Source organism: Haloarcula pellucida, assembly GCF_014647235.1.
In the GTDB taxonomy this organism is placed as follows: Archaea; Halobacteriota; Halobacteria; order Halobacteriales; family Haloarculaceae; genus Haloarcula; species Haloarcula pellucida.
This window is the reverse complement of the sequence record NZ_BMOU01000006.1, coordinates 297,465-320,350: the sequence shown is the minus strand read 5'-3', so window position 1 is coordinate 320,350 and position 22,886 is coordinate 297,465. Positions and strand designations below refer to the sequence as shown.

The following is a 22,886-nucleotide window of genomic DNA, read 5'->3' as shown; positions in this document are numbered from 1 at the left end:
TCATCGGTCGCGATCGCTACGTCGGGACGTCGTCGGGGACGTCCTCGGGGTCCGGCTCGGGGCCCTCCGGAAGCCGGTCGTGGAAGTTGGTGATCTCCACGTAGGGATACTCCAGCCGGATGTTGTCGTAGTGGTACGAGCCGTGGCTTGACGCCGCCACGAGCGACGACCACTCCGACGCTGGCACGTCGACGTACGCGTACAGCGAGTTGGTCCCGTCCTCGCGGATGAACGAGAGGTACAGCTCCTGCTCGCCGAAGTCGTACAGGCCTTCGTCGAGGTTCGAGCTGTCGAACTGCGTCTGCTCGATAGGGTCCTTCGTCGCGAGGGCGGCCTCGGCCTCGCTCCAGTCACGCTCGTAGAGCTTGTTGTCCGGCGGCGGGGCGTCGTCCGGCCGGCTCTGCTGGACGGCGTCGCCGACGGGCTGGGGCGCCTCGTCCTGACCGACGTTCGCGAGCAGCGTCTCGCCGTCGACGGGATGGTCGTCGGGGAGCGGCTCCTCGCCGATCATCTCCAGGGCACGGTTGACCGGGATGGCGCCCCGCACGGCCTGGATCTTTCGCCGGGCGACGTCGGCATCTTCTTTCGGTCGGTCGGCGCCCCGGAGTTCGTACTCGATGGTCCAGTCGGTGACGCCGAGGTACTGCTGGTGGATGAGCTTGTAGAGTCGCTGGCTGAACTTGTGCTGCTCCGGCGCGATGACGTTGTTGGCGAAGTCGGCGATCTGCTCCTGAGAGTTCGACCGGTTCGACGTCTCGGTGACGCCGATGAGGATGGGCGGGACCTCGTGGACCTTCGCGATCTCGTGTTCGTTCTTTTTGCGGAACTCGCGGAAGTCCATCTCCTCGCTGATGCCCTGCCCCAGTGGCTCCAGTTCGATCTCGACGTCGTCGTCCATGCCGTCGAAGAACTTCTCGACCTCGAGGATGACCGCCCGGTGGGACTCCTCGCGAAGTCCGTGGAGCATCTGTCGGAGGTCGTTCTTGCTCTCCTCGGAGAGCTCGCCGCCGGTCACCTTGATCACGAACCGCGGGATGGTGTCGTTGTCGAAGAACTCGCGGTTGTAGTCCTTCGCCGCCTCGTCGGCGCCGATGGTCCGGATGGCGCTGACCCAGTCGGGGACGCCGTAGTCCTGCTCGATGGGGCTGGGGTTGCGGACGAAGATGAGTTCGTTCGCGGGCCCGTTCTCAAGCGCGCCGGCGTCACCGATTGCGACGTCGCCCGTCTCCCGGTCGACGAAGATGGGTTCCTTGTCGCTGTCGTCGGGGGTGTAGGTGACACGTGGCTCGTCGCCGCCAGTGATGACCACTTCCTGGCCTCGGTGGCGGTCGCCGGCCTCGCCGAAGTAGCGCCGGCGGCCGTCGCGCTCCTGGACGTAGCCACGGGAGGCGTACTCGCCGAGGTCGCCGTCGACGAAGTTACCCGTCTCTGGGTGTCGCGGCTGGTCGAAGCGTGACTGGGGCTTCCGGACGCGGATGGTGTTCGCGGGGACGTGGGCCAGCCCGACCGGGCGGCCCTCCATGTCGGTCAGGATCTCCAGCGCGCACCAGCCGACGGAGTGGTAGTCCTGGCGGGCGAGCTCCTTGACCTCCTCTGGCGTGGTGGGTTCGGCAGACTGGTGCGGGCCGGTTTCCCAGCGCGAGTCGGGACCACGCCAGAACTGCCGGGCCACAGCGCGCTCCTGGTCGTCGGCTTCGTCGACGTCGACATCGGCGTGCGTGGCGAGCTCGAACCCGAAGCCCACCTCGTAGCGCGCCTTCTTCCGGACCGCGGTGGCGTGGGTCTCGTTGAGCTCGAGGAACGACGCCAGCCGGTCGGGGTGGTACGGCGGCTTGACGCCGTGGCCGACCGAGTGGATCCGCCGATCGGAGAGCTGCTGGCTGTTGGTTGCCTTCGAGAGCGTCTGCTCGCCGCCGATGCCTTCGACGTGGACTTTCGTGGCGTCGTCAGATGTCATAGGTAGCTCACTCCGGAGTCGTCATCGTCACCGTCGTCTTCGAGCGCGCCCATGCCCTCGAGGCGACGGATGCCCTGCTCGGCCATGTACCACGCCGCGATGAGGTCCGGCGTGTGGCCCTGCAGTTTCCCGTCGGCGAGCTTCAGCGACATCGCCGCCTGGACGAAGTCCTCGGTCGGGCCGTGCCCACGGTAGAACTGGATGCCGCCGTTCTCGACGAGCCGACGCAGTCGCGGGATGCCGTTCTCCCACGAGTGTTTCTTGCCCGTCGTCGGGATGCCCGTCACCTTCGCCCGCAGCGAGGCCGAGAACTCCAGGGCGTCGTTGGCGACGTACTGCTGCATGCCGTTGGACTCGATCACGACCACCGCGGGGTCGTAGCGCTCGTCCATGTCGGCGAGCTTCGCCTTGACCTCGGAGGGTTGCATCCCCGTCTCGGCGTGGGCGTCGAGGAGACGACGTCGGCCATCGCGACCGACGCGGAACGCGACGAAGGCCGCGTTGTCGCCCGTGTCGGACTGGGCCGGGTCGTGGGCGACGACGGTCGCCTCGCCGGCGCCGGGTGTGAGTTGGCGGGGCGGCTCCTGCCCACGGATCGAGCAGCCGCCGTCGTCGACGAGTTTGTTGACGTCGGCCTCCTCGATGAGGTTGCCCGACGCCCCGCGGATGGTCAGGGTGTACTCGCGCCAGAAGAGGTAGTCCGCCATCTTCGAGCGCTTGTTCGCGAGCCAGTCCGGGCCCCTGGCCTCGGGCCACAGGAGTTGGAGGGTGCCGCTGCCCCAGGGGTTGTCGACCTCGGTGTAGAGCTCCTCGTCGGGCCGGCGGGCCTGCCAGTCGTCGTCCTCCCGGAACTCCTGGTCCCAGATGTCGAGGATGGCCGGGAACTCTCGCAGCGAGTAGCCCTCGTAGTCGCGGTAGTGGCTGTAGATGTCGTCCGGCCGTTTGCGCGTCCCGACGATCACCGTGCGGCCGTCGTCCTTGACCATCGGCTGGGCGACGCCGTCGACCCAGTTGAGGACGCCCTCGGTCGGGCCGTCACCCTGCTCGGAGATGATGTCGTCGAGGATGAGCAGGTGGGCGCGGGCGCCCTCGATAGAGCCCTTCAGCCAGCCGGTGGTCAGCGACGAGCCGTTGGCGAACTCCTTCGTCTTCTTGCTGTCCGTCTCGCGGGGCTTGTTGAGGTTGATCAGCCACGGGTTGCGCTCGATGAACTTGTTGAGCTCGCGGTCGGCCTTCTCGTAGGCCTGCTCCTGCGTGTTCATCGTCCAGATAACGCGGTACCCGTCGAGGTACTCCATGCAGGCGATGGCGAACGCCGTGATGATCGTCGTCTTCAGGCCATCCCGATGGCAGAGAAGTGCGAGGTCGCCGTCGACGTCGGCCTCGCCGGCGAGGTGACGGAGCCACTGTGAGTGGTGGCCGCCGAGCGGGGCCCAGTCGTCGTACTCCGCGTCCATGTACCCCTGCGTGAGTTTGTTGGTGAAGTCCAGCCAGCACCCGTGCTCAAAGGGGTTGTACGCCGCCCGGATCTCCGCCCGGGAGACGTCCATCGTGGTCGTGCCGGCGTCGTCGGTCGTGCTACTCATCGTCGAGTGTCGCCTCCCGGATAGCTGCAGCAGTGTCTTCGGGCAGTTCGATCGACGTCGAAAGCTCGCCGTCGACGTTCATGTTGATGTCCGTCGAGTAGACGCCCAGCGCCTCGCCCTTCGCTTCGAGATGGGCCGACTGCTCGTTGCGGGCCATCGCCTGTCCCTTGAGATCGTCCTGATCGCGCTGGAGGCCGTCGAACTCTTTGGTGTACCGTGGCGAGCCGTCGACGGCCCGGAGCGGGTACTCCTCGCCCGGGCGGACCGACGTCGTCCGGCCGGTGAACCGGATGATGATGTCCCGCTCGGTCGCCCACTCGGGATAGTCCTCGTCGCCGGGCTCGACGATCTCCCACTCGGGCCACTGCATCGGCGTCTCGCGGTCGTCGTCGACGCGGTCGGTCTTCGGGACGACGCGGATGATCGGCTCGTCTTTGACAGCGTCGGCCTCGGCCTGGCGGGCCCGCTGGTACAGTTGCTCCTCGCGCTCGGCGATCTGTAGGCGGACGTCGGCGTGGCGCTGCTCGATGGCCTCGATGACCTCTTCCTTCGGCTTTTCGTTGAGGTAGTCCCGGACTGTCGACCGGGCGTATGAGCCCATGCCCTCGGCCTCGAAACGGTCTCGAATCTCCTCGACGTCGAGATTGTCGAGATGGTGCCACTTCAGGGCGAGCTGTACGCGGCGGTCTCGTGTGCTCATGGTAGAAATCTGTCGCGCTGTGTCGAGACGGGTCTTATAGTTTAAATAGGGCCAGCAGTGGACCGGCTCTCGCGACGTCGGCCGTCGCGATGAGTGTCAGCATTACGAGTTGTCCTCCCCTGAAGGGAGCCGGCGGCGGATAGTCCGACCGACCCGTCGCAGGACCGGTTTGAGGTCCTCGGCATCAGCGCCGGCGGCGGCTTCGATGGTCCGGGCGTCGGCGTAGCGGTAGACTAGGACGAGGCCGGCCATCGCGACGGCCGTGACGGCAGCAGTAGTTCGGTTCCCCAGCACGAGCTGTTTGTAGGCGAACGGTGCCAGCGCGACGAGAAGCCCGACGATGGCATCGCGGGCCCGGCGTTTGGTCTTACTCATGGTCGTGTTCGTGATCGAGGCGGAGGTCGTCCGGCGACGAGCCGTTCAGTCGGTCGGCGACTTTCTGTTCGTCGATGCTTTCGTTCTCCTGGGCGAGAGCGATGACGGCGATGATGACCTCGTCGACTTTCTTCGCGACGCGTTCGAGGCGCCCGTAGTGAATCTCGTAGAAGAGGTACACGACGACGATCACTGCAGTCATCGCGTTCTCGACGAGGAACGAGAGCGAAGGCGTCGCCATCACGTTCCTCCTGTGCAACTGCGACTCATCGAAGGTCCGGTCGGGGAGTTGCACCCCGCGCTCTGAGGAGCGTACTGGGTCCGGACGGGGCGGTCGGCGATGGACAAGCGAGCTGGGAACCGACCGGTTGACGAACGATGCAGACCCTCGCCTCCTGCCACGTGGCAGTCAGCGGGTCATCGGGGCCGCCGGCCTGATCGGACGGCCCTCGCGACGGCCGTCGCGAACGTCGCGAAGTCATCGCCGGCGTAGTCGGGGTTCTGCTTCAGCTCACCCACTTCGACGATCAGTGCCAGCGGGTCGTGGGCGACGCCGAATTCGGTGAGTGTCGCGATGATACCGACCGCCGCCTGCAGGGCCTCCTCGCGAGACCGCGTGGACGGTGATCGGTGCGCGTCGACGGCGCCGCAGTTCGCGCAGGCCGACCCCGAGTCGAGATCGTCGCCCGGTGGGTTGGCCTGAACCGTGCGCTCGCTGAGTAGTTCCTCTTCGTGGTATTCCCGGTCAGTGGTGTTCCACTCAGGTTCGCCCTCGGGGAGTTCGTAGTCGACGAAACTCAGGATATCGCCGACATCCCGGCCCCACTGATGCGAGAAGTTGTGGCGGGCACGGATGCGACGGTAGCACTGTTGGCAGCACAGCGAGGCGTCGGCGACGAGCTGTTCGAAGACGTCCGCCGGGTCGTCGGGGACGCCGACGTCGTCGGTCGCGATGCTCGCCGTAGGTTGGAACTCGATAGACATAGCTGGGGAGGTCACCGCTGGGTCAGAGCGGCTGAGGGTGCGTCGGCTGACAGATGTGAGTGCGGCGGTATAAACGCAGAGATAGCGCCGGTATCCGGACCGGTATCCGGACCGGATAGCGTCATGTGTCGTACTGCCGACACCGGACATCGTTGAGAACGGGACGCTCGTCGACGAGGTCGCAGTCGACGAGGTCGTCGAGTGCCTCGCGCGCGGTGGTGTCTGGGAGTTGAGTTCGGGAGCGTATCTCCGTGAGATCACACGGGCCGTGCGCGTCGAGGACCAGATAGACGAGCTTCGCGCTCGGTCGAAGCGGTGCAACGTCGGGGTCGGAAATGTTGATGCCGGTCATAGATAGAGCGGTAGCTGCCGGACCGCCGGTGAGAACGGCCCGAACTCGGCTGTCTGATCGTCAGTCTGAGGTGTTCCGCCAGTCCCAGACCGAGGTTGCTGGCTGGTCATCGGTACTCGACCCTGTGGTGAGTGCGTCGACGGACGGGGCGGGGTCCCGAATCGCCAACGACCACGTATAGGTATCCAATACGGCATCGTTGGCGGTGTTGCCCAGATCCACGACGCCGGCGTTCGGCAGTCCGTCGTCGGCGTACAGCGTCGCACCGTGCGCGCCGCCTCCCTCGAAGGCCTGCACCGAGTCCATGCCCTCGAGGCGATCGAGCGTCTGCCGGACGTGCTCTTTCGTGACGCCGACGTCGGCGGCGACCTCCCGAGCGGTCATGGACGTCGTCGACGAGCGCAGTGTCTCGACGATATCGCGCTGGACGTCGGTGAACGTCCACTCGATACCCGACACCTGAACGTCGGCGAAGTCAGCAGGCATCGCGTCGGTTCGGACGAACACCGTGGCGTGACTCTCGGGATCGTCGGGGTTCCGGGCGTAGCGACCGGCGGCCTGGGCGGTGTGGTTCTCGCGAACGCTCGCAAGGATCTCCCGAGCCGTGTCGGCATCCGCGCCCTCGAACCCGCGACCGTGGGCCCGTTCCTGCTCGCCGTCGACGTCGACGGTCTCCGGCGCTGCATCCAGATCGAGCTCGGCGAGCAGGTCCAGGACGAACTCGTCGCCGGGGTCGATGCAGCCCTCGACGAGGCCGACACCTTCGTCGGCGAAGTCGTTCCGTGATTTCTCCTCGCCGTAGTGCATGGTCCGGTCGTCGACGTCGTCGACGCCAGCGTCGTCAAGGATGTCCTGCAGTTGGGACTCGACCGACGACGTCGTGATGGCAGTCCGGAACGCGTCGCCGTACTCCGCGCGGAGATGTTCGACGAGCGTCTCGGCCTGGTCGCGCTGGAAGTACTCCCCACTGGCGAGCGGACGGGTGGCGTCGCCCACCTGGACGACGCGGAGGCCGCGCTCGTACCGACGCCACAGTCGGCGTTCCTCGGGATCGAGGACGCTGGTGGTGTCGATGTGGGGGACGGTGTTGACGGCCCACACCGGCTGGGCAGGGTGGGCGTCCAGCCCGATCACGCTGCGGGCCTGTGAGAGGTCCGGCGCCGTCCGGACTGTTCGGACGTCGTTGTCCTCGTCCATCGCGACGGTCACCCAGACACGGTTCCAGCCGTCGTCGTCGCCGGCGTTGGCGTCGAGCCGTGGTGGCTGGTGTGGGGTCTTCCCCACCCGACGTCCGTTGCCGCGGTCCTCGGCGTGGAAGATGGCCCTCGCGAGCGCTGGCGCCAACGTGTGGGCATCGGGATTGCTGATGTACCACTCGCGGTCGGGTTCGTAGTCGAGACAGCCCTGCAGTTGGTCGCGCTCCTTGCCAGCATCGCCGCCCCAGCCGTCGTGCTCGACCAGCGAGATGAACGACTCCCACGTCGATACCGGCGCGTCAGCGGCCTGTAGGTACGCGGTGATGGCGCGCTCGATGCGCTCCTTCGAGAGGTCCTGCGTGAAGTCCGGTTCTTCGTCGACGACGATGTTCGCCGACTGTCGGAGTCCGGGGACGTGCGCGAAGTTGTGGGTCGCGATGACGAGCGGCCACTCACCCTCCCGAAGCGTCTCCCACTGCTCGATGGCCGGGCACTGCGGCGAGTCGCCCTCGTCGAAGTCGCCCTCCTCCTCGTCGTAGGTGGTTTTCGACCCACGACAACACGGCAGTGTGGTCGACTGGTCGTTGTGCTCGGCGAGATACTGGTGGGCTGCCGAGAATGGGAGCCCCTTCCCCTCGCACTGTCGGTCGAGCCACTGGCTGGCGGGCTCGCCATCGATAGTGATGACCTGTCGGTCAGCATCGGCCTCGCGGGCTTCGCGAGGATCGTGGTCACCCGCAGCGACGGGACAGGCCTCGTGCCGACTCTGCAGGACGAAGTGCTCGCCGCCAGCGTCGGCCGCAGCGGCGGCCGCCTCGTCGCGAGCGTCACGGGTGGCCGATAGGTGGACGACCGGCTGCCCGCCGGTGACGTCGTCGAAGGCGTCCCATCGCGTCGTCGCGACGGTGTAGGACTTCCCGAGCGACGTCGGCGCGTCGACGACGGTCTCGTCCTCGTGACGCATCGCCTGTTTGATCGTCGCGAGGAGTTCGTCGCGAGCTTCACCCGTCGACGGCCAGTCCAGTCCCCGTTTCTTCGCGACGCGTTTCCGGTCCTGCTGGGGCAGGGCTTCAAGCTGCCCGAGTGGAAGGGTACTCGTCGGCTCGCCGTCGACGCCCGCGTCCTGGTCGAACGCGTCCTCGAGGAGCGGGTGGTCGGCGCTGTCGGTCTGGTCCTCGTCGTCGACGTCCTCCAGTTCGGGAATACTGAAGCCGAGGTCGCGAAGGTGCTCGACGCCAGTCCACCAGTCGGCACCGGTGACGCCACCGGCGGCCTGCTCGGGACGAAGCTCGCCGGCGTCGATGAGCGCCATAACGACTGGGCCACCGTACCCGCCACGGTCGCCGGTATCCTGCCAGATACGGTCGTTGACGATGTTCGCCGTCCCGTTCGACGATGGCCCCCACGTCGGGGCGAACGCTCGGTACCCATCGCTCGTCGAGGCGCTGTCGTTCCAGCGGTGGACGATAGTGCGCTCGGCGACGCGCTGGGCGTCGAGGTGGTCCAGCGCGGCGAAGATGTCCCGGATATCGGTCGTGGTTTCGTCGGCCGACGTCGCCTCGGGCTCGTAGTCCGAACTGTCGAACTCTTCGCGAGCAGCGTCGACGTCCTCGACACGGTCGCGCTGGCTGGACGCGACCTCGTCGTTGGCTTCTAGGAGGACATCGAGGACGTCGTCGTCCCACTCCCGGACATCGGTCGGCGTGCCCTGGACATGGTCGCCAGTCATCACGCACACGCGCTTGCCGGGGTAGATTTCGATGCTAGGGAGATCGTCGTTGCTCCCCCACGGGTCCTCGTCGAGTTGCCACGAGGCTTGTTTCACGCCCCCGGGCAGGTCACCGCGGTAGATGGCGTGTGCGCCGGTTCCAGACTGGGAGACATCGGCGTAAGTCAGTCCGAGGTGTTCGAGGATGGCGACGAACGCCGGGTGGACGTCGCCGGTCTCGGGATCGCGGACGTCGTCGCCGTCGACGTAGGCGAAGGGGTCATCGGGCTGCTGCAGGAACGCCCGGCCGTCGAGACGTGGGTCGACCTCGGCCATTGCGATGCCCTCGCCGTCGAGATAGTTCTCGGCGAGTCCCCACTTGTAGCGGGCGTCCTCGTCGGCGTCGGCCTCGGAGTGGTCACGGTCGGCCCACGGCGCGAACGGCTTCTTCTCCTGGTGACCCATCCACTGCTCGCGGTCAAGCAACCCTGGTGGGTAGACGTCGATGTCGGGATCGGTCCAGTCGGCACCAGCCCACCGCCCCCATTTGGGGTCTCGCTGCGGCTGTGATGAAGGCCGAGTCTCGTCACACGAATCATCTGGAGTGGGGTCGTTGAGGGCGTCCGCGACGGCCGCCGGGGACTCCCCTAGCGCGCCGGCAATCGCCGGTACCCCGGCGTCGGGATGGCCTTCACGATAGCGTTCGACACGCTCCTGTAGTGAGAGGTCCGTCACGCCGACCACCCCCAGTCGTCGAGTGTTGTCTGCCCGTCGGCGTCTGGCCGCTCGACGTCGGCTTCGGGGACTGGGACGTTCTCGACGGTTTCCTCACCGTCGGGGTCGGGTGTCGCGTCGACGGTCTCGCCGTCGGGCCCCCAGACAGGGCTCTCGGAGATGTGCTGGTAGGTCCCGTCGAGTGGATCGCCCTCGTACGCGCGGTGGCTCACGCCGAACACCCCCTTGTAACCGCAAACGATACAGCGATATGGGGTGTATTGTCGCATGACAGGGCCCGATCCGGTCTCGTCTGGCGATTCTCGCGGTTCGCTTGTGCCTCAGAATCGAGGCAAGATGCGTGGGTTTAACACTCCGGGCCCCGACCCTCGGAGTATGCAGGGTAATCTTCCGCCTGAAGCACAGGAGAAGCTCGAGGAACTGCAGGATCTGCAGGAGACCGCACAGCAGGTCGCTGCCCAGAAACAGCAAGCCGAGACGAACCTTCAGGAGTCCCGCACCGCGCTGGACGAACTCGAAGACGTCGACGAGGACACGACGATGTACCGCGAAGTCGGCGAACTTCTCGTGAAGACAGGCTTCGACGAAGCACAGGACGACCTCGAAGAGAAGGTCTCCAGCCTCGAAGTCCGCGTCGAGACCCTCGAAAAGCAGGAAGAGCGCGTCCAAGAGCAGTTCGAGGACCTGCAGGGCGAACTCCAGCAGATGCTCGGCGGCGGGCCGGCCGGCGGCCCCGGCGCTGGCGCGTAAGTCATGCCGACCGACGACGAGGTCGTCGAGGTGGCCGCTGACGCGGCCGAAAACGTCGTCTTTTCGCGGTTCGACGCGAGCGATGTCGAGGACGTCGACGTGACCGTCACCTTCGAGGACGACGTACTCGAAGTCGACGTCTACGTCAACGCACCGGAGAGTCGCGCCGACGAGAAACGGGTCGCCGACGACGCCGCGCTGGCCGCTCGATCGGCCGTCGACGACCTGTTCGCCGACGACGAGAACTGACAGGTCGTCTCCCACACACCGATTCGGTGTGTGGCGACACTCACTCGGTCAGTGGCGACACTGACACGTCTCATCGACTCACGATAGCGACCAGTACCGAGAACGTAACCGGGGCGATGAGAACAAGATGCCACAGCGTGCGCTCGTCCGTCAGGTCCGGTCGCTCGCGAACCCGGTCCGGAACGCGATCCACCCGAGGACGCTGACGAACAGGATGGGGGGCAGAATCATAAAGCCCCACAGCGGGTCCAGTCCCCATCCGAGCAACAACACGAGGTCGAACAGACCGATAGCCACGAACGGGGCGACGTACTTCGTGGCCTGCCAGCGGTCGACGCCGCCCGTCTCTGAACCCCCGCTTTTGTCGTCATCGTCGGCCGATAGCAGGTCCTCTGTGGTCCGTTCGGCCGTCTCCGCGTGGACGGAGTCGTCCATACCGGCACTGAGTGACGGACGAGCAAAAACACCGCGCTTGGTCGCTACGTGGGTCGCGTGAGCGGAACGGGCGAAGAATCAGCCGGGTTACTGCTCGCTGTCGGTGCTCGTCTCGGTCTCGGTCGTCTCCTCGTCGCTGTCGTCCCCGTCGTCGGGGGTCACGTCGCTGACCTGCGAACCGAGGTCACCGTCGAGGTCGCCAGCGATGTGCTGCTGGACCAGCGAGTGAATCTCGCTGACGAAGTCGGGGACCTGTTCGGGGAGGTCCGCGGGCGGGCCGCGTTCGCCGTCCGGGCCGACGTCAGCGGGCGGGCCCTGACGCTCGGCGCTGGCGTTCGCTGCCTCGGCGTCAGAGTCGGACTCGTTCGACTCGGCCATCGCCTCGCTGTCGGCAGCGTGGTCGTCGGCGTCCGTGGCGTTCTCGTTCGCGTACTCGTCTGCCTGTGCGCCGTCCGCGTTGTCCGAAGCCTGTGCGCCTGCCGCCGCGGGCAGCGCCGCCGCCGACCCCGTGACGACGAGGACGGCCAGCAGCGCGCCGGCAATCGTTGTGAGTTTCATCGTTCGTTGACTCCACCCGACCCTGTGGACCGACTGTACTTGAAGGGGGAAAGCAGAGAACCCGGATAAACTCGATTTAGTCCGTTTTAGCCGTTCTACGTCCCGTTTTAATCCGGATTAAACGGGATTAGCGGGTGGCGTCACTCCTCTGTCTCCGGTAGCGTGTGCTGGCGGCCCGGCGTGTCGGCGCGCGCGACGGTGCGGGTCCGGCCGACGAGGTAGCCGTCGGCGTCGTCGGCCGCCCACGGCGGGGCGTCCTGTAGCCACACGGCGGCCGTCGCGCCCCGACAGGCCCGTGCCCACTCGCGGGCCAGCGGCTTCGAGTCGAAGGTCCGGACTGGTCCCTCACGGTTGACCCAGCGACCGGCGCGGGCGCTCACCCGACGTGCGGACGGCTTCACGACGACACGGTAGGTGTCCTCGGCCACGGACGTCGTTGGGGCCCGCCCCCCGTAAAACCGACCGCGGGCTAGCTTTTCATACCTACCCGCCAAACTGTACCGTATGGAACACGAGGCCACGGTCGAAGGGGTCGGTGTCGGCGTCAGCGAAGAGGGGGCGGGAACGCCGGTCGTGTTGCTCCGCGCCCGCGGGGAGATCGTCCCGATTTTCGTCAGTTCCGATCAGGCCCAGTCGATGCAACTGGCCATCGACGGGGAACCGTTCGAGCGACCGCTCACCCACGACTTGCTGGTCGAGATGGTCGCGGAGTTCGGCAGCGCCATCGACCGTGTCCGTATCGACGACCTTACCGACGGCACCTTCTACGCGAAGATAGACACCGAGCAGTACCTCGACGACCGCCGCAAAGAGATGGTGTTCGACGCGCGACCCTCCGACGGCATCGCAATCTCGTTGCGCGTGGACTGTCCGCTGGTCGTCTCCGACGAGGTGGTCGACGCCGCCGGTCGCTCACCCGAGGAGTTCGACACCGGGGACGAGTTCGGTCGCTGAGTGGAAAGGTACTCGGCGAGCGAGCGCTTTCGCTCGGGTATGGGCTACGAGGCAGTCATCTTCGACAACGACGGCGTCCTGCTGACGCTGACCAGCATGGACGCTCACCGCGACGGGACGCGCGAGGCGTTCGCGCGCGTCGGGGTCACCAACCCGCACCCGGACCACGTCGAGGCGATGAGCATCGGCGTGACGGTGGACCGACTGGAAGCGGTCTGTGCGGAGTACGACCTCGACCCCGAGGCGTTCTGGGCGGCACGCGACGGCGCCATCTCCGAGGCCCAGCGTGCCGAGATGACCGCCGGCGAGAAGCGCCCGTACGACGACATCGACGCACTCGACGCCTTCGACACGCCGCTGGGCGTCGTCTCCTCGAACCAGACGGCGACGGTGGAGTTCGCCTTCGACCACTTCGGACTGGCCCCGCACTTCGAGACGGTCCACGCACGCGACCCGACGGTACAGAGCCTCGAACGCAAGAAGCCACGTCCGTACTACGTCGAACGGGCACTCGCCGACCTCGGCGTCTCGGAGGCGCTGTTCGTCGGTGACAACGAGTCCGACGTGCGGGCCGCCCACGCCGCGGGCATCGACTCGGCGTTCATCCGCCGCCCGCACCGCGTGGACACCGACCTCTCGGTGACGCCCGACTACGAGGTGTGGGGGTTAGACGACGTCGTGAGCATCGCGGAGTGAGTGCCGGGAGAGTCAGGGTTGGTAACTACCTGAGGACCATCGTGGTGTAGCTGACGTAGAGCCCGAAATCACACTTTCCAACGACAGGCACGGACGGCCGTGCATGGAAAAGTCGGTCAGCGATTCATCGGGAGACAGGGCCACCGCGGCCCAGACGTCACAGACACCGCGCGCGTTTCTCGATTCGCTCGTCACTCGGCTCCCCGAACCAGCCGTCGTCGTCGATACGGAGCTGCGCGTGCTCGCTGCGAACGACCACCTCTATACGCTCGTCGAAACCCCGGCCGAGACTGTCCTCAGTCGCTCGCTCCCGGACCTGTTCCCGGCGGCGACCCGCGGCCGCATCGAGGCCAACTGCGCCCAGACCGGCGAGTACGTCACGACCTGCTGTCAGACAGTCGAAGACGACCGCTGGGTCGACCTCGCGTTCGAGCGCCACGAGTCAGAGGGCGAGACGGTGTATCTCGGTATCGGCCACGACGTGACCGAGCGACAGGACCGCGAGCGAACGCTCGAAGCGTACGAACGCATCGTCGAGACCATCGAGGACGGGGTCTACACACTCGACGATACCGCCACTATCCGGACCGTCAACGACGCGATGTCGTCGATTACCGGCTACGACCGGGAGACGATGGTCGGATCGGACGCGTCGTTGCTCGCCGACGAATCGGCCATCGACCGGGCGGCGACGCTGAGTCGACAGCTCAGAGACGGCGACCGGGACGTAGCGACCATGACGACGGAACTCCAGACGGCCGATACTGGGACCGTCCCCGTCGAGACGCGGTTCTCGGCGTACAGCATCGACGACGACCACTACCGACAGGTGGGCGTCGTCAGAGACGTCTCCGACCGCCAGCAGTTCGCTCGTATGCTCGCGGCGCTTCACGACACCACGCGGCAACTCCTCCGAGCCGAGACGAAAGACGACGTGGCGACGGTCATCACGGAGACGGCAGCGGACGTACTGGACCTCTCGGGGGCGACCGTCTACCTGTTCGACCGGAGCGAGAACCACCTCCGGCCGACCGCCGTCGGCCCGGACGCGACTGTCGACGAAACCGACCTGTCCCCTATCGGTCCGGACGGCGGCCTCGTATGGGACGTCTTCGTCGACGACGAGGGGGTGACGCTGGGGACGGGCGCTATCTACCGTTCGCTCACTGACCACGGCGTGTTCTACGCGCAGACGCCCAGCGACGGACTCGACGAACGGACGCGTGAACTCGTGGACTTGCTCGCGAGCAGCGCCGAGGCCGCACTCGCCCGCGTCGACCGCGAGATGGCACTGCGAGAGCGTGAGGAAGAGCGCCGTCAACAGAACGAAGAGCTCAGACAGTTGAAGGAGGTCAACGCCATCATCCGTCGGGTCGACCGCGCCCTCGTCGAGGCCGACACCTGCGAGGCCATCGAGCAGGCCGTCTGTGACGAACTCGCGTCGTCACAGTGGTTCTCGTTCGCGTGGGTCGGCCGGTCGACCGAGGCGGGCGTCGAGCCACGCGCGTGGGCCGGTCGGTCGTCCAGCTATCTCGATGCCGTCACGCAGTCGGCCGCCAGCGACGGCGGACCGCCCGCCGTCCAGACCGCACGGACGGGGACGCCGACGCTCGTCCCGTGTATCACCGACGACCTGCGACGGGAACACTGGCGGACCGAAGCTATCTCCCGTGACTTCCGCTCGGCAATCAGCGTCCCGCTCGCGTACGACGATTTCCTCTATGGCGTGTTGACCGTCTACGCCGACCGGACCGAACACTTCGGCGAGATGCTGGAGTCAGTGTTCGTCGAACTCGGCGAGAGTATCGCGAACGCGATGCGAGAGATAGCGTCCCGCCAGCGACACCTCGGCGACGACGTCGTCGAACTCGCCCTCTCGGTCCCCGCTCCGAAACCGTTCACCACGCAGTTGGCTCGGCGACTCGACCAACCGATCACGTGCGAAGGCGTGGTCCCCGGCGAGGCCGACACCACGCGACTGTTCGTCAGCGTCCCCGACGTCGAGCAAACCACGGTCGCGGAGACGATAGCCGAGATACGGCGAGTCAACTCGGTGTCGTCGGTCTCCGAGGGCCTGTACGAGGTGGTCGTCGAGGGCGATACGGTCGTTCGAGCGGTCACCGACCAGGGGGCACGACTCGGTGGCCTCGAAGCCCGGTCCGACCGCGTCGACGTCGTCGTCCACCTCGCCTCCGAGGTGGACGTGCGGACGTTCGTCGAGCAACTGGAGAGTCGGTACGCCGACGTCACGTTGAACGCCAGACGCGAGAAGACGACGCGCCGGCCGAACCACGGCAGTATCCGCGCCGCCCTCGAAGAGAAACTCACCGACCGCCAACTGGAGGTGCTGCAAACGGCGTATCTCAGCGGCTTCTTCGACTGGCCCCGTGAGACGACCGGCGAGGAAGTCGCGTCGATGCTCGACATCACCCAACCGACGGTGAATCGCCACCTACGTGTCAGCGAGCGGAAACTGCTCGAACTGGTGCTCGGCGACGGCTGATCGGGTCGCTATCTGTATGGTGCGTCTCGTCGACGGGGGCAATCTGTATAGCCAGAACGCGTTTTTTACAACGGGATGATTGGCCGATAGCGGAGTGCAACCGATGACAGGAACCCAACACGTGTACACTACGTCGCCGTCCGAACCACTGAGTCAGACGATCGTCTACGGCATCGCCGACACGAAGGGTATCGACCCGATGGACTTAGACGAGTGTCTCTACGACTGTATCGACCCAGAAGCGCTCGATGAGTTGTTCGACTCCTCGGACGGCAGTCTCGTCGGCACCTTCTCGTTCTCGATGTCGGGGTGTCGCGTCGAAGTCGAACGCGGACAGAAAGTACTCGTAACCGAACGGCAGGACGAGCAGACACGAGTCGGGGTTACCGCCTAACCCGTCGACCTTTCTGTACGATTCCACGTCGCCGAGCGGCGACCCTCTCAGTCGTCGGCGACCAGCGTCTCGTCCTCGTCGGTCACGAGGCGATCCATCGCGTCGACCATCGCCCGCACGGAGGCCCGGGTGATGTCCGAGTCGCTCGCGGAGACGGCGACGTGGTCGTCGCCACGAGACATCTCTATCTCGACGGTGACCATCGCGTCGGTCCCGCCGGTGATGGCGTCGACGTGGTAATCTTCGAGCGTCGCGTCGGCGGTGTGAGAGAGCGCCGCCTCGGCGGCGTTCATCGCGGCGTCGACGGGACCAGAGCCGACGGCGGCCTCCTTGCGTTCCTCGCCGTCGACCGAGAGACGCACGCTCGCCGTCGGCGTATCGGACCCGGAGACGGCCGTCAGCCCGAGCAGTTCGACGCGGCGGTCCTGCTCCTGTCCGGTCACCTCGTCGGCGATGGTCAGCAGGTCGGCGTCGGTGACGCGCTTGCCACGGTCACCGATCTCCTTGACACGGCCGACGATTTCGGAGAGTTGCTCGTCGGTGACTGAGACGTCGTGTTCGTCGAGTGCGGCCTGCACACCGGCGCGGCCGGCGTGCTTGCCGAGTGCGAGACGGCGCTCGCGGCCCACCTTCTCGGGCGGGTACGGCTCGTACATCGCGTCGTCTTTCAGCGTGCCGTCGGTGTGGATGCCCGACTCGTGGGTGAACGCGTTCTGCCCGACGACGGCCTTGTTCGGAGCCAGCGGGATCCCGGTTCGGTTGGCGATGAGGTCGGCGAGGTCGTACACCTCGGTCAACTCCATCGTCTCGACGCCGTAGCCGTGGTCCAGCGCGATGGCGACCTCCTCTAAGGCGACGTTGCCGGCCCGTTCGCCGATGCCGTTGATCGTCCCGTGGACGAGATCCGCACCCGCGGCGATGGAGACCAGCGCGTTCGTCACGGCCAGTCCGAGGTCGTCGTGCGTGTGGGTGCTGACCGGGCCCAACTCGGAGAGCCGTGCGACGCATTCGAGCGCGCGATCCGGCGTCGCGTGGCCGACGGTGTCGGCCCAGCAGATGCGGTCGGCGCCCGCATCGAGCGCGGCCCCGAGCAGTTCTTCGAGGTAGTCGAGGTCCGCGCGCGACCCGTCCTCGCCGATGACCTCGACCCAGAGGTCGTTCGCTTTGGCGTACTCGACGAGTTCGACCGTCGACTGGACGTTGTCCGCCTTCGAAGTGCCGACCTTGTCCTCGATGTGGCGGTCGCTGGCCGGGACGACGAGGTTGACGCCGTCGACCCCACACTCCAGAGCGAGGTCGATGTCGTTCCGGATGCCGCGGCAGAAACTCGTCACCGTCGCGTCCAGATCGAGTTCCGTGACGCGCGAGATGGTCTCGCGCTCGCCCGGCCCGGTACAGGCGCTGCCGGCCTCGATGACGTCGATACGCGCGGCGTCGAGTTTGCGCGCGATGTCGGCCTTGTCGTCCGGCGTCAGCGAGACACCGGGGGCCTGTTCGCCGTCGCGCAGCGTCGTATCGAGAAACTGTACCTCACCGACCTCGTCGAGGGGACGCGTCGCTGGATGGTCCCCGAACAATGTATGCTGGCTCACAGAAGATTCACTTCCGTCACTCTTGGGGGCGAATTTCACACCCAGCCGCCTCGCGGCGACTTCCTCTATCCTCCGTCGGGTGTTCCGACATGGTGTTAGCTACTCACACGTTCATCCTTTAAAATCTGCCGGAAGGACCGCGGGGGCGGTCCACACGCCAGTCAGTCCGCTACGACGACCGTATCGCCCTCGCTGACCCCCGCAGCCGCCCCCGCGGGCAACTCCAGCAGCGTGTCGGCTCTGGCCCACCCGACGCCGTACCACGGCGGGACCGTCTTGACCGCCTGTACCTCGTCGTCGGCCAGCCACAGCACGTCCAGCGGGAACGGGACGAACAGCATGTGGATAGAGCGGGTCTCGGCGTCGTCGAACGGAAAGACGAGCGCGTAGTCGTCGGGAATCGACCGGCGGAACATCAGCCCCCGGGCCTGTGCGAACAGGGACTCGGCCCGTTCGACCTCGTGAGCGAGCGTTCGAGGGGTGCCCTCCGGGTCGTGGACGATGCGCATACGCCGGCCGAGACGGCCGCCGGGCAAAAGCGTTCCGTCGATCGACTGGGAGTCAGATTCAGGTTCCTCCGGGCCCCACCAGCGGACATGGAGAAGGCACCGGGCGGGACGAGCGTCGGCGTCGACGACCCCTACGACCACGTCGACCGCTGTGACTTCGTCACCGACGAGGGGAAGTGCCGGTGGGCGCGCGAACACGGCCACCACGACCCCGACTTTGCCGACGCCCGGAGCGCCGAGGCGTTCCGGTGTCCGGCGGCAGTCGGTCCCGATGGAGAGACTGAAGGGGCGGAGTGGGACTGGGGCGATTGCCCGCACTTTCGCTGTCGGAACCGCGACAGAGAGTGCATCCGGTGCGGGCTCGAAGAACGACGGCTGGCCCACTCCGAGGAGCGGCCGTTACTGGAAGAACATCACCTCTCGTACGACGAGACGCGAGAGGGCGAGGACCTCGCCCACGAAATCACGGTGTACCTCTGCCGGTGGTGTCACTCGAAGGTCCACAACTCGTGGGCGCGGGTCGACGACGACGTGAATCCCGACCCCGAGGCCATCGCCGAGAAGGAGGGTCGCCGCTCGAAAGAGCAGTCGGAGATGGGCTTTCAGTCGGCGGCCGAACGGTACGACGACGAGTGACGGCGGGTCGACCGAAGACGGGTGGGACTGATACTGGTGGCTGTAACAAACTGAAGTACTTCGCCACCCCGGGGTGGCGAATATCGTTACGAACTTACAGCCACCAGTATGAGAAGGGTGAACGGCGCGACGCGTCCGTCGGGACTGAGAGGGACTTTCTGACTGTTCTCGGTCGCTGTGCCAGTGGTTTAGAGGGCAGCCCCGGTCATCGCTAGCCCCGTTTCAGGGGATATATACGCGCCGGTGGCGTGACACTATCCAATGACCCACATCGTCGTCATCGACAATCACGGACAGTTTACGCATCTGGAGCAGCGTGCGCTCCGGGACATGGGCGTCGACGTCGAACTGCTGGACAACGACACGCCGCCCGAGGACATCGACGCGGACGGCATCGTCCTCTCCGGTGGCCCGGACATGGACGACATCGGCAACTGCCCCGAGTACCTCGACCTCGACGTTCCGGTGCTGGGCATCTGTCTCGGGATGCAACTCATCGCGAAGGAACTCGGCGGCCGCGTCGGCAGCGGCGAGTACGGCGGCTACGCCGACGTGACCGTCGAGATCCTGGACGAGGACGACCCACTAATCGGCTCGTTGGCCCCGGAGACGCGCGTCTGGGCCAGCCACGCCGACGAGGTGAAGGAGGTGCCCGAGGGCTTCGAGCGCACCGCGACGTCTGACGTCTGTGGCGTCGAGGCGATGAGCGACACCGACCGCAACCTCTTCGGCGTCCAGTGGCACCCGGAGGTCGCCCACACCGAGGAAGGCGAGGCCGTCTTCGAGAACTTCCTCGCGGTCTGTGACCGGCAATCCGCACCCAAGCAGTAACCGACAGCAAGCGACTGTTTTATGTGCCGACGCGGGGAGTGAGTAATAAATGACTGCGACGCAGGGGAACCTCGCCAGTCTCTCCCGGTTCATCTTCCGGGCGCCGAACTGGTACGCGAGTCTCGCGTTCGCCCTGTTCATCGCCGCGCTGACCGGCGTGGCCGCGTTCGACTCGCGGTTCGTGCTGGACGACGCGTGGCAGGGCGTCTTCTTTATCGGCTTTCCGACGGCTATCGCAGGTGCCGTCACGCCGTGGGTCGACCAGCGACTCGACGGCCAACTCACCCCCAATCGTGCCTCCCTGCTGGCGCTCATCTGCGAACTGGTTACCATCGCGTTCCTGACCACTGCGGGCGTGATAGCCCTCGTCAGCCCGAGGTTCGGTCAGAACTTCGTCTTCGACGTCCTGCTGGTGGCGCTGGCCTCCATCTTCGCATTCCGACTGCTCATCCTGATGGCCGTCTCCCGGCACTCCCTGCTGAAGGCGGCCATTCCCGCGAGCATCCAGACCGTCGCAGCCGCCGGGTTACTGGCCGTCTACAGCGGTGCCACGGCGTTCATGTTAGACGACCCGGTGCTACAGGAGATGTTAGCCCGGGCCGAACAGGCCCCGCCGGAGATTCAGGGGTTCATCCCCGCGGACTTCGTCTTGCTTGGGATCATCTGTGCCATCTACGCGCTTGCAGTGTGGCTCTTCCTCGTCGTCATCGACCGGCCGTGGCGCTCCTCGCTGGGCGTCTCGGCGCTTGACTTCCTCCGTGGCTTCATCGGCCACATCGCCGAGGGCTCGGACGAACTGGAAGCGTTCTTCGAGGACATCGGCGAGGAGGCCATCGTCCCGGTGACCGTCCTCTCGGTCCGGCGGCCAAACGGCGAAGAGAAAGCCCGGTTCGTCCTCCCGATGATACACCCTGGCCCGATGGGCGAGATCGGCGGGGGGAACCTCCCGAAGCGGGTCGCCGAGTCCGCCGACGGCCTCGCCTTCCCGCCCCACGCCACCGCCGGCCACGACTTCAACCTCGTCACCGAACGGGAGGTCGACACGATTCTGGACACCGCAGACCGCGCCTTCGATGACATCGAGTACCACTCGGAGGCGACCGTCGGTCACCGCATCACCGAAGGAGAGGCGACGCTGACCGGGCAGGCCTTCGGCGGCGACGCCTTCGTCGTCACCACGTACGCGCCCGGGTGTGCCGACGACGTGGACTACTCCGTCGGCCTCTCGGCCATGTCCGAGGCCCGGTCGGGCGACATCGAGGACGTCCTGTTGGTCGACGCACACAACTCCAACGACGGACTGGAGGGCGACGACCTCGGCCACGTCGTCCCCGGGAGCCAGCGCTCCTTCGACATGATACACGGGACCGGGAAACTCGCCCGCCACCTCACCGAGGCCGAGACGGGGCCGGTGCGCTGTGGCGTCGCGTGGGACGAGACGCCGTGGGAACCCCAGGAGGGCATCGGCCCGCTGGGTATCCGCGTCTGCGTCTTCGAGGTGAACGGCGACCGCACTGCGTACGCCCTCATCGACGGCAACAACATGGAACCCGGCCTCCGGGACCGCATCGTAGACGCCGTCGACGGGGTCGACACCCTCGAAGTGATGACCAGCGACACGCACATCGTCAACACCGTCGAGGCCGAGAATCAGGTCGGACAGGCCATCCCCGAGAAAGAAGTCGTCGCGCTGGTCGCGGACCTCGTGGGCCGCGCCGTCGCCGACCTCGAACCCGTCGAGGCCGGAATGGCCAGCGACACGGCCGAGGTGACGGTGTTCGGCAACGACCGCACCGAGACGCTGGCGTCGACGGCCAACGCGATGGTGTCGCTCGGCGGGGCGCTGGCGGCGGCGTTCATCATCGTCGTCATGGCTATCAGCGTCCTCATCTTCCTCGTCGCCGGGGTGTGAAGGCGACGGCGGTGTGCCTGCCCACGTACACGGTCGGGACCGACAGCGGCGTCGCTCGGCGGCACGACGCGCTGTAGAACCCTCGTCCGACGCCGCCGACTCGCGACGCTCGTCGGGTAGTGTCGGTAGGAACGCCGAGGAGGAGATTTGAACTCCTGAGTCCGTGAGGACAGTTGCTCTCGAAGCAACCGCCTTGGCCAGGCTAGGCTACCTCGGCTCACCTCTTTGTACCGCAGTTTGCTCTTTAGGCGTTTCGATTCTGGGGGACTGTGTTCTCGACACACATATACCGGATGCATGACATGCACGCGTATGGACGTCACTGCAGCACGCGACGTGACGAGTCAGGTCCTCGACGAAGTCGGCCGTGCAGTCGTCGCCGAACAGGAGTTCTTCGAGACGGTGTTGCTCGGCGTCGTCGGTAAGGGCCACGTCCTGCTCGAGGACGTGCCCGGCACCGGCAAGACGCTCACCGCCCGGAGCGTGGCGACGGCGCTCGGCCTCTCGTTCTCCCGGGTCCAGTTCACACCCGACCTCCTGCCGGCGGACATCACCGGCACGCACGTGTTCGACGAGCAGACCCGCGAGTTCGAGTTCAACCGCGGCCCCATCTTCGCCAACGTGGTGCTGGCCGACGAGATAAACCGCGCGCCGCCGAAGACCCAGTCGGCGCTGCTGGAGGCGATGGAGGAGGGGCAGGTCACCGTCGACGGCGACACGTACGCCCTCCCGGAGCCGTTTTTCGTCATCGCGACGCAGAACCCCGTCGACATGGAGGGGACCTTCGAACTCCCCGAGGCACAGGTCGACCGGTTCCTCGCGAAGAGTTCAATCGGCTATCCCGACGACGAGGGCGAAGTCGAACTCCTCCGCCGGCGGGCCGGCCGGACCGAGCAGAGCCCCAGCGTCGAAGCAGTGCTGGACAGCGACCGGGTGGAAGCGCTGCGCGCCGTCCCCGAGACGGTCACCGTCGACGACGACCTGCTGGCGTATATGGCCGGCATCGCTCGCTCGACCCGCGAGGACTACCGCGTCGAGGTGGGCGTCTCCCCGCGCGGGACCCAGCGCCTCTTCGAGGCGGCCCGCGCGATGGCGACCATCGAGGGCCGCGAGTTCGTCGCCCCGGACGACGTCAAACGGGTCGCCCAGCCGGTGTTGGCCCACCGGCTCGTCCTCACGCCGGACGCGCGCGTCGAGCAAGTCGAGAAACGCGACGTGCTGGCGGACGTACTGGGCGAGGTTCCCGTCCCGACGGTCTAGGGAGCGGCGCGCCC

General features: G+C 66.5%; 24 protein-coding genes and 1 tRNA gene. 10 read left to right on the top strand and 15 right to left on the bottom strand.

All coding sequences use genetic code 11. From position 1 onward, the window contains the following. Positions 1 to 16: 16 nt before the first annotated feature. The 9 genes from IEY28_RS18335 to IEY28_RS18295 all read right to left on the bottom strand — a co-directional run bounded on the left by IEY28_RS18335 (position 17) and on the right by IEY28_RS18295 (position 9,805). Positions 17 to 1,957, bottom strand: coding sequence for a phage portal protein (locus tag IEY28_RS18335; RefSeq protein ID WP_189001342.1), 1,941 nt, complete (start codon positions 1,955 to 1,957; stop codon positions 17 to 19). Beyond that, on the bottom strand, positions 1,954 to 3,543 hold the full coding sequence (locus IEY28_RS18330) for a phage terminase large subunit family protein (protein ID WP_189001340.1): 1,590 nt from the start codon (positions 3,541 to 3,543) through the stop codon (positions 1,954 to 1,956). The genes IEY28_RS18335 and IEY28_RS18330 overlap by 4 nt, the downstream gene beginning before the upstream one ends. After that, positions 3,536 to 4,243, bottom strand: coding sequence for a hypothetical protein (locus IEY28_RS18325; protein WP_220639466.1), 708 nt, complete (start codon positions 4,241 to 4,243; stop codon positions 3,536 to 3,538). Before IEY28_RS18325 ends, IEY28_RS18330 begins: the two co-directional genes overlap by 8 nt. Positions 4,244 to 4,345: 102 nt before the next feature. Further along, a complete protein-coding gene (locus tag IEY28_RS18320) occupies positions 4,346 to 4,618 on the bottom strand; it encodes a hypothetical protein (RefSeq protein WP_189001338.1) in 273 nt (90 codons plus the stop codon). Then, positions 4,611 to 4,859 carry a hypothetical protein gene (locus IEY28_RS18315; RefSeq protein WP_189001336.1) on the bottom strand — a complete coding sequence of 83 codons (249 nt, stop codon included), beginning with the start codon at positions 4,857 to 4,859 and terminating at the stop codon, positions 4,611 to 4,613. Before IEY28_RS18315 ends, IEY28_RS18320 begins: the two co-directional genes overlap by 8 nt. 176 nt (positions 4,860 to 5,035) lie before the next feature. Further along, on the bottom strand, positions 5,036 to 5,602 hold the full coding sequence (locus IEY28_RS18310) for a hypothetical protein (protein ID WP_189001334.1): 567 nt from the start codon (positions 5,600 to 5,602) through the stop codon (positions 5,036 to 5,038). 121 nt (positions 5,603 to 5,723) lie between these two features. Then, positions 5,724 to 5,954 carry a MarR family transcriptional regulator gene (locus IEY28_RS18305; RefSeq protein ID WP_189001332.1) on the bottom strand — a complete coding sequence of 77 codons (231 nt, stop codon included), beginning with the start codon at positions 5,952 to 5,954 and terminating at the stop codon, positions 5,724 to 5,726. Positions 5,955 to 6,014: 60 nt separating this feature from the next. Next, the gene (locus tag IEY28_RS18300; protein WP_229783183.1) at positions 6,015 to 9,593 is read right to left on the bottom strand and encodes a hypothetical protein; all 3,579 of its coding nucleotides are present in this window, start codon (positions 9,591 to 9,593) and stop codon (positions 6,015 to 6,017) included. Continuing rightward, positions 9,590 to 9,805, bottom strand: a complete 216-nt coding sequence (locus IEY28_RS18295; protein WP_189001328.1) for a hypothetical protein — start codon at positions 9,803 to 9,805, stop codon at positions 9,590 to 9,592. Before IEY28_RS18295 ends, IEY28_RS18300 begins: the two co-directional genes overlap by 4 nt. 163 nt (positions 9,806 to 9,968) lie before the next feature. On the opposite strand from IEY28_RS18295, the gene IEY28_RS18290 reads away from it, so the two are divergent. Beyond that, positions 9,969 to 10,343 carry a prefoldin subunit beta gene (locus tag IEY28_RS18290; RefSeq protein ID WP_189001326.1) on the top strand — a complete coding sequence of 125 codons (375 nt, stop codon included), beginning with the start codon at positions 9,969 to 9,971 and terminating at the stop codon, positions 10,341 to 10,343. A gap of 3 nt (positions 10,344 to 10,346) precedes the next feature. Further along, entirely contained in the window at positions 10,347 to 10,592 is a 246-nt protein-coding gene (locus tag IEY28_RS18285) for a DUF3194 domain-containing protein (protein WP_189001324.1), read from the top strand. Between the two features lie 150 nt (positions 10,593 to 10,742). Here the strand turns inward: IEY28_RS18285 and IEY28_RS18280 are convergent, their stop codons facing one another. From IEY28_RS18280 to IEY28_RS18270, 3 genes are all read right to left on the bottom strand, one after another. Next, a complete protein-coding gene (locus tag IEY28_RS18280) occupies positions 10,743 to 11,027 on the bottom strand; it encodes a DUF8142 family protein (RefSeq protein WP_189001322.1) in 285 nt (94 codons plus the stop codon). A gap of 87 nt (positions 11,028 to 11,114) precedes the next feature. Further along, positions 11,115 to 11,585: a hypothetical protein gene (locus IEY28_RS18275; protein WP_189001321.1), complete on the bottom strand. Its 471-nt coding sequence runs from the start codon at positions 11,583 to 11,585 to the stop codon at positions 11,115 to 11,117. A 140-nt stretch (positions 11,586 to 11,725) separates the two neighbouring features. Next, positions 11,726 to 12,013: a DUF8081 domain-containing protein gene (locus IEY28_RS18270; RefSeq protein ID WP_189001319.1), complete on the bottom strand. Its 288-nt coding sequence runs from the start codon at positions 12,011 to 12,013 to the stop codon at positions 11,726 to 11,728. A 76-nt stretch (positions 12,014 to 12,089) separates the two neighbouring features. Here IEY28_RS18270 and IEY28_RS18265 point away from each other — a divergent pair, with 76 nt between their 5' ends. The 4 genes from IEY28_RS18265 (at position 12,090) to IEY28_RS18250 (ending at position 16,132) form a co-directional block, all read left to right on the top strand. Continuing rightward, positions 12,090 to 12,539 carry a bifunctional nuclease family protein gene (locus IEY28_RS18265; RefSeq protein ID WP_189001316.1) on the top strand — a complete coding sequence of 150 codons (450 nt, stop codon included), beginning with the start codon at positions 12,090 to 12,092 and terminating at the stop codon, positions 12,537 to 12,539. 39 nt (positions 12,540 to 12,578) lie between these two features. After that, on the top strand, positions 12,579 to 13,235 hold the full coding sequence (locus IEY28_RS18260) for an HAD family hydrolase (RefSeq protein ID WP_166968457.1): 657 nt from the start codon (positions 12,579 to 12,581) through the stop codon (positions 13,233 to 13,235). A 103-nt stretch (positions 13,236 to 13,338) separates the two neighbouring features. Further along, positions 13,339 to 15,738, top strand: a complete 2,400-nt coding sequence (locus IEY28_RS18255) for a bacterio-opsin activator domain-containing protein (protein ID WP_189001314.1) — start codon at positions 13,339 to 13,341, stop codon at positions 15,736 to 15,738. Between the two features lie 103 nt (positions 15,739 to 15,841). Continuing rightward, the gene (locus tag IEY28_RS18250) at positions 15,842 to 16,132 is read left to right on the top strand and encodes a HalOD1 output domain-containing protein (RefSeq protein WP_189001312.1); all 291 of its coding nucleotides are present in this window, start codon (positions 15,842 to 15,844) and stop codon (positions 16,130 to 16,132) included. A gap of 47 nt (positions 16,133 to 16,179) precedes the next feature. On the opposite strand, the gene IEY28_RS18245 is transcribed toward IEY28_RS18250, so the two are convergent. Together IEY28_RS18245 and IEY28_RS18240 are read right to left on the bottom strand one after the other, a co-directional pair. Next, positions 16,180 to 17,724 (bottom strand): (R)-citramalate synthase, encoded by a 1,545-nt coding sequence (locus IEY28_RS18245; RefSeq protein WP_229783182.1) that lies wholly within the window; start codon positions 17,722 to 17,724, stop codon positions 16,180 to 16,182. A 161-nt stretch (positions 17,725 to 17,885) separates the two neighbouring features. Further along, positions 17,886 to 18,233 carry a DUF192 domain-containing protein gene (locus IEY28_RS18240; protein WP_189001311.1) on the bottom strand — a complete coding sequence of 116 codons (348 nt, stop codon included), beginning with the start codon at positions 18,231 to 18,233 and terminating at the stop codon, positions 17,886 to 17,888. 87 nt (positions 18,234 to 18,320) lie between these two features. Between IEY28_RS18240 and IEY28_RS18235 the strand changes: the two genes are divergently transcribed. The 3 genes from IEY28_RS18235 (at position 18,321) to IEY28_RS18225 (ending at position 21,612) form a co-directional block, all read left to right on the top strand. Beyond that, positions 18,321 to 18,869: a DUF7097 family protein gene (locus IEY28_RS18235; RefSeq protein ID WP_166968452.1), complete on the top strand. Its 549-nt coding sequence runs from the start codon at positions 18,321 to 18,323 to the stop codon at positions 18,867 to 18,869. A 261-nt stretch (positions 18,870 to 19,130) separates the two neighbouring features. Then, the gene (locus IEY28_RS18230; RefSeq protein ID WP_166968451.1) at positions 19,131 to 19,700 is read left to right on the top strand and encodes a GMP synthase subunit A; all 570 of its coding nucleotides are present in this window, start codon (positions 19,131 to 19,133) and stop codon (positions 19,698 to 19,700) included. 49 nt (positions 19,701 to 19,749) lie between these two features. Next, positions 19,750 to 21,612, top strand: a complete 1,863-nt coding sequence (locus tag IEY28_RS18225; protein ID WP_189001309.1) for a DUF2070 family protein — start codon at positions 19,750 to 19,752, stop codon at positions 21,610 to 21,612. Positions 21,613 to 21,744: 132 nt separating this feature from the next. On the opposite strand, the gene IEY28_RS18220 is transcribed toward IEY28_RS18225, so the two are convergent. Beyond that, positions 21,745 to 21,829 (bottom strand) — tRNA-Ser (locus IEY28_RS18220). A gap of 95 nt (positions 21,830 to 21,924) precedes the next feature. Here IEY28_RS18220 and IEY28_RS18215 point away from each other — a divergent pair. Then, the gene (locus IEY28_RS18215) at positions 21,925 to 22,872 is read left to right on the top strand and encodes an AAA family ATPase (protein ID WP_189001307.1); all 948 of its coding nucleotides are present in this window, start codon (positions 21,925 to 21,927) and stop codon (positions 22,870 to 22,872) included. The last annotated feature ends 14 nt before the right edge of the window (positions 22,873 to 22,886 follow it).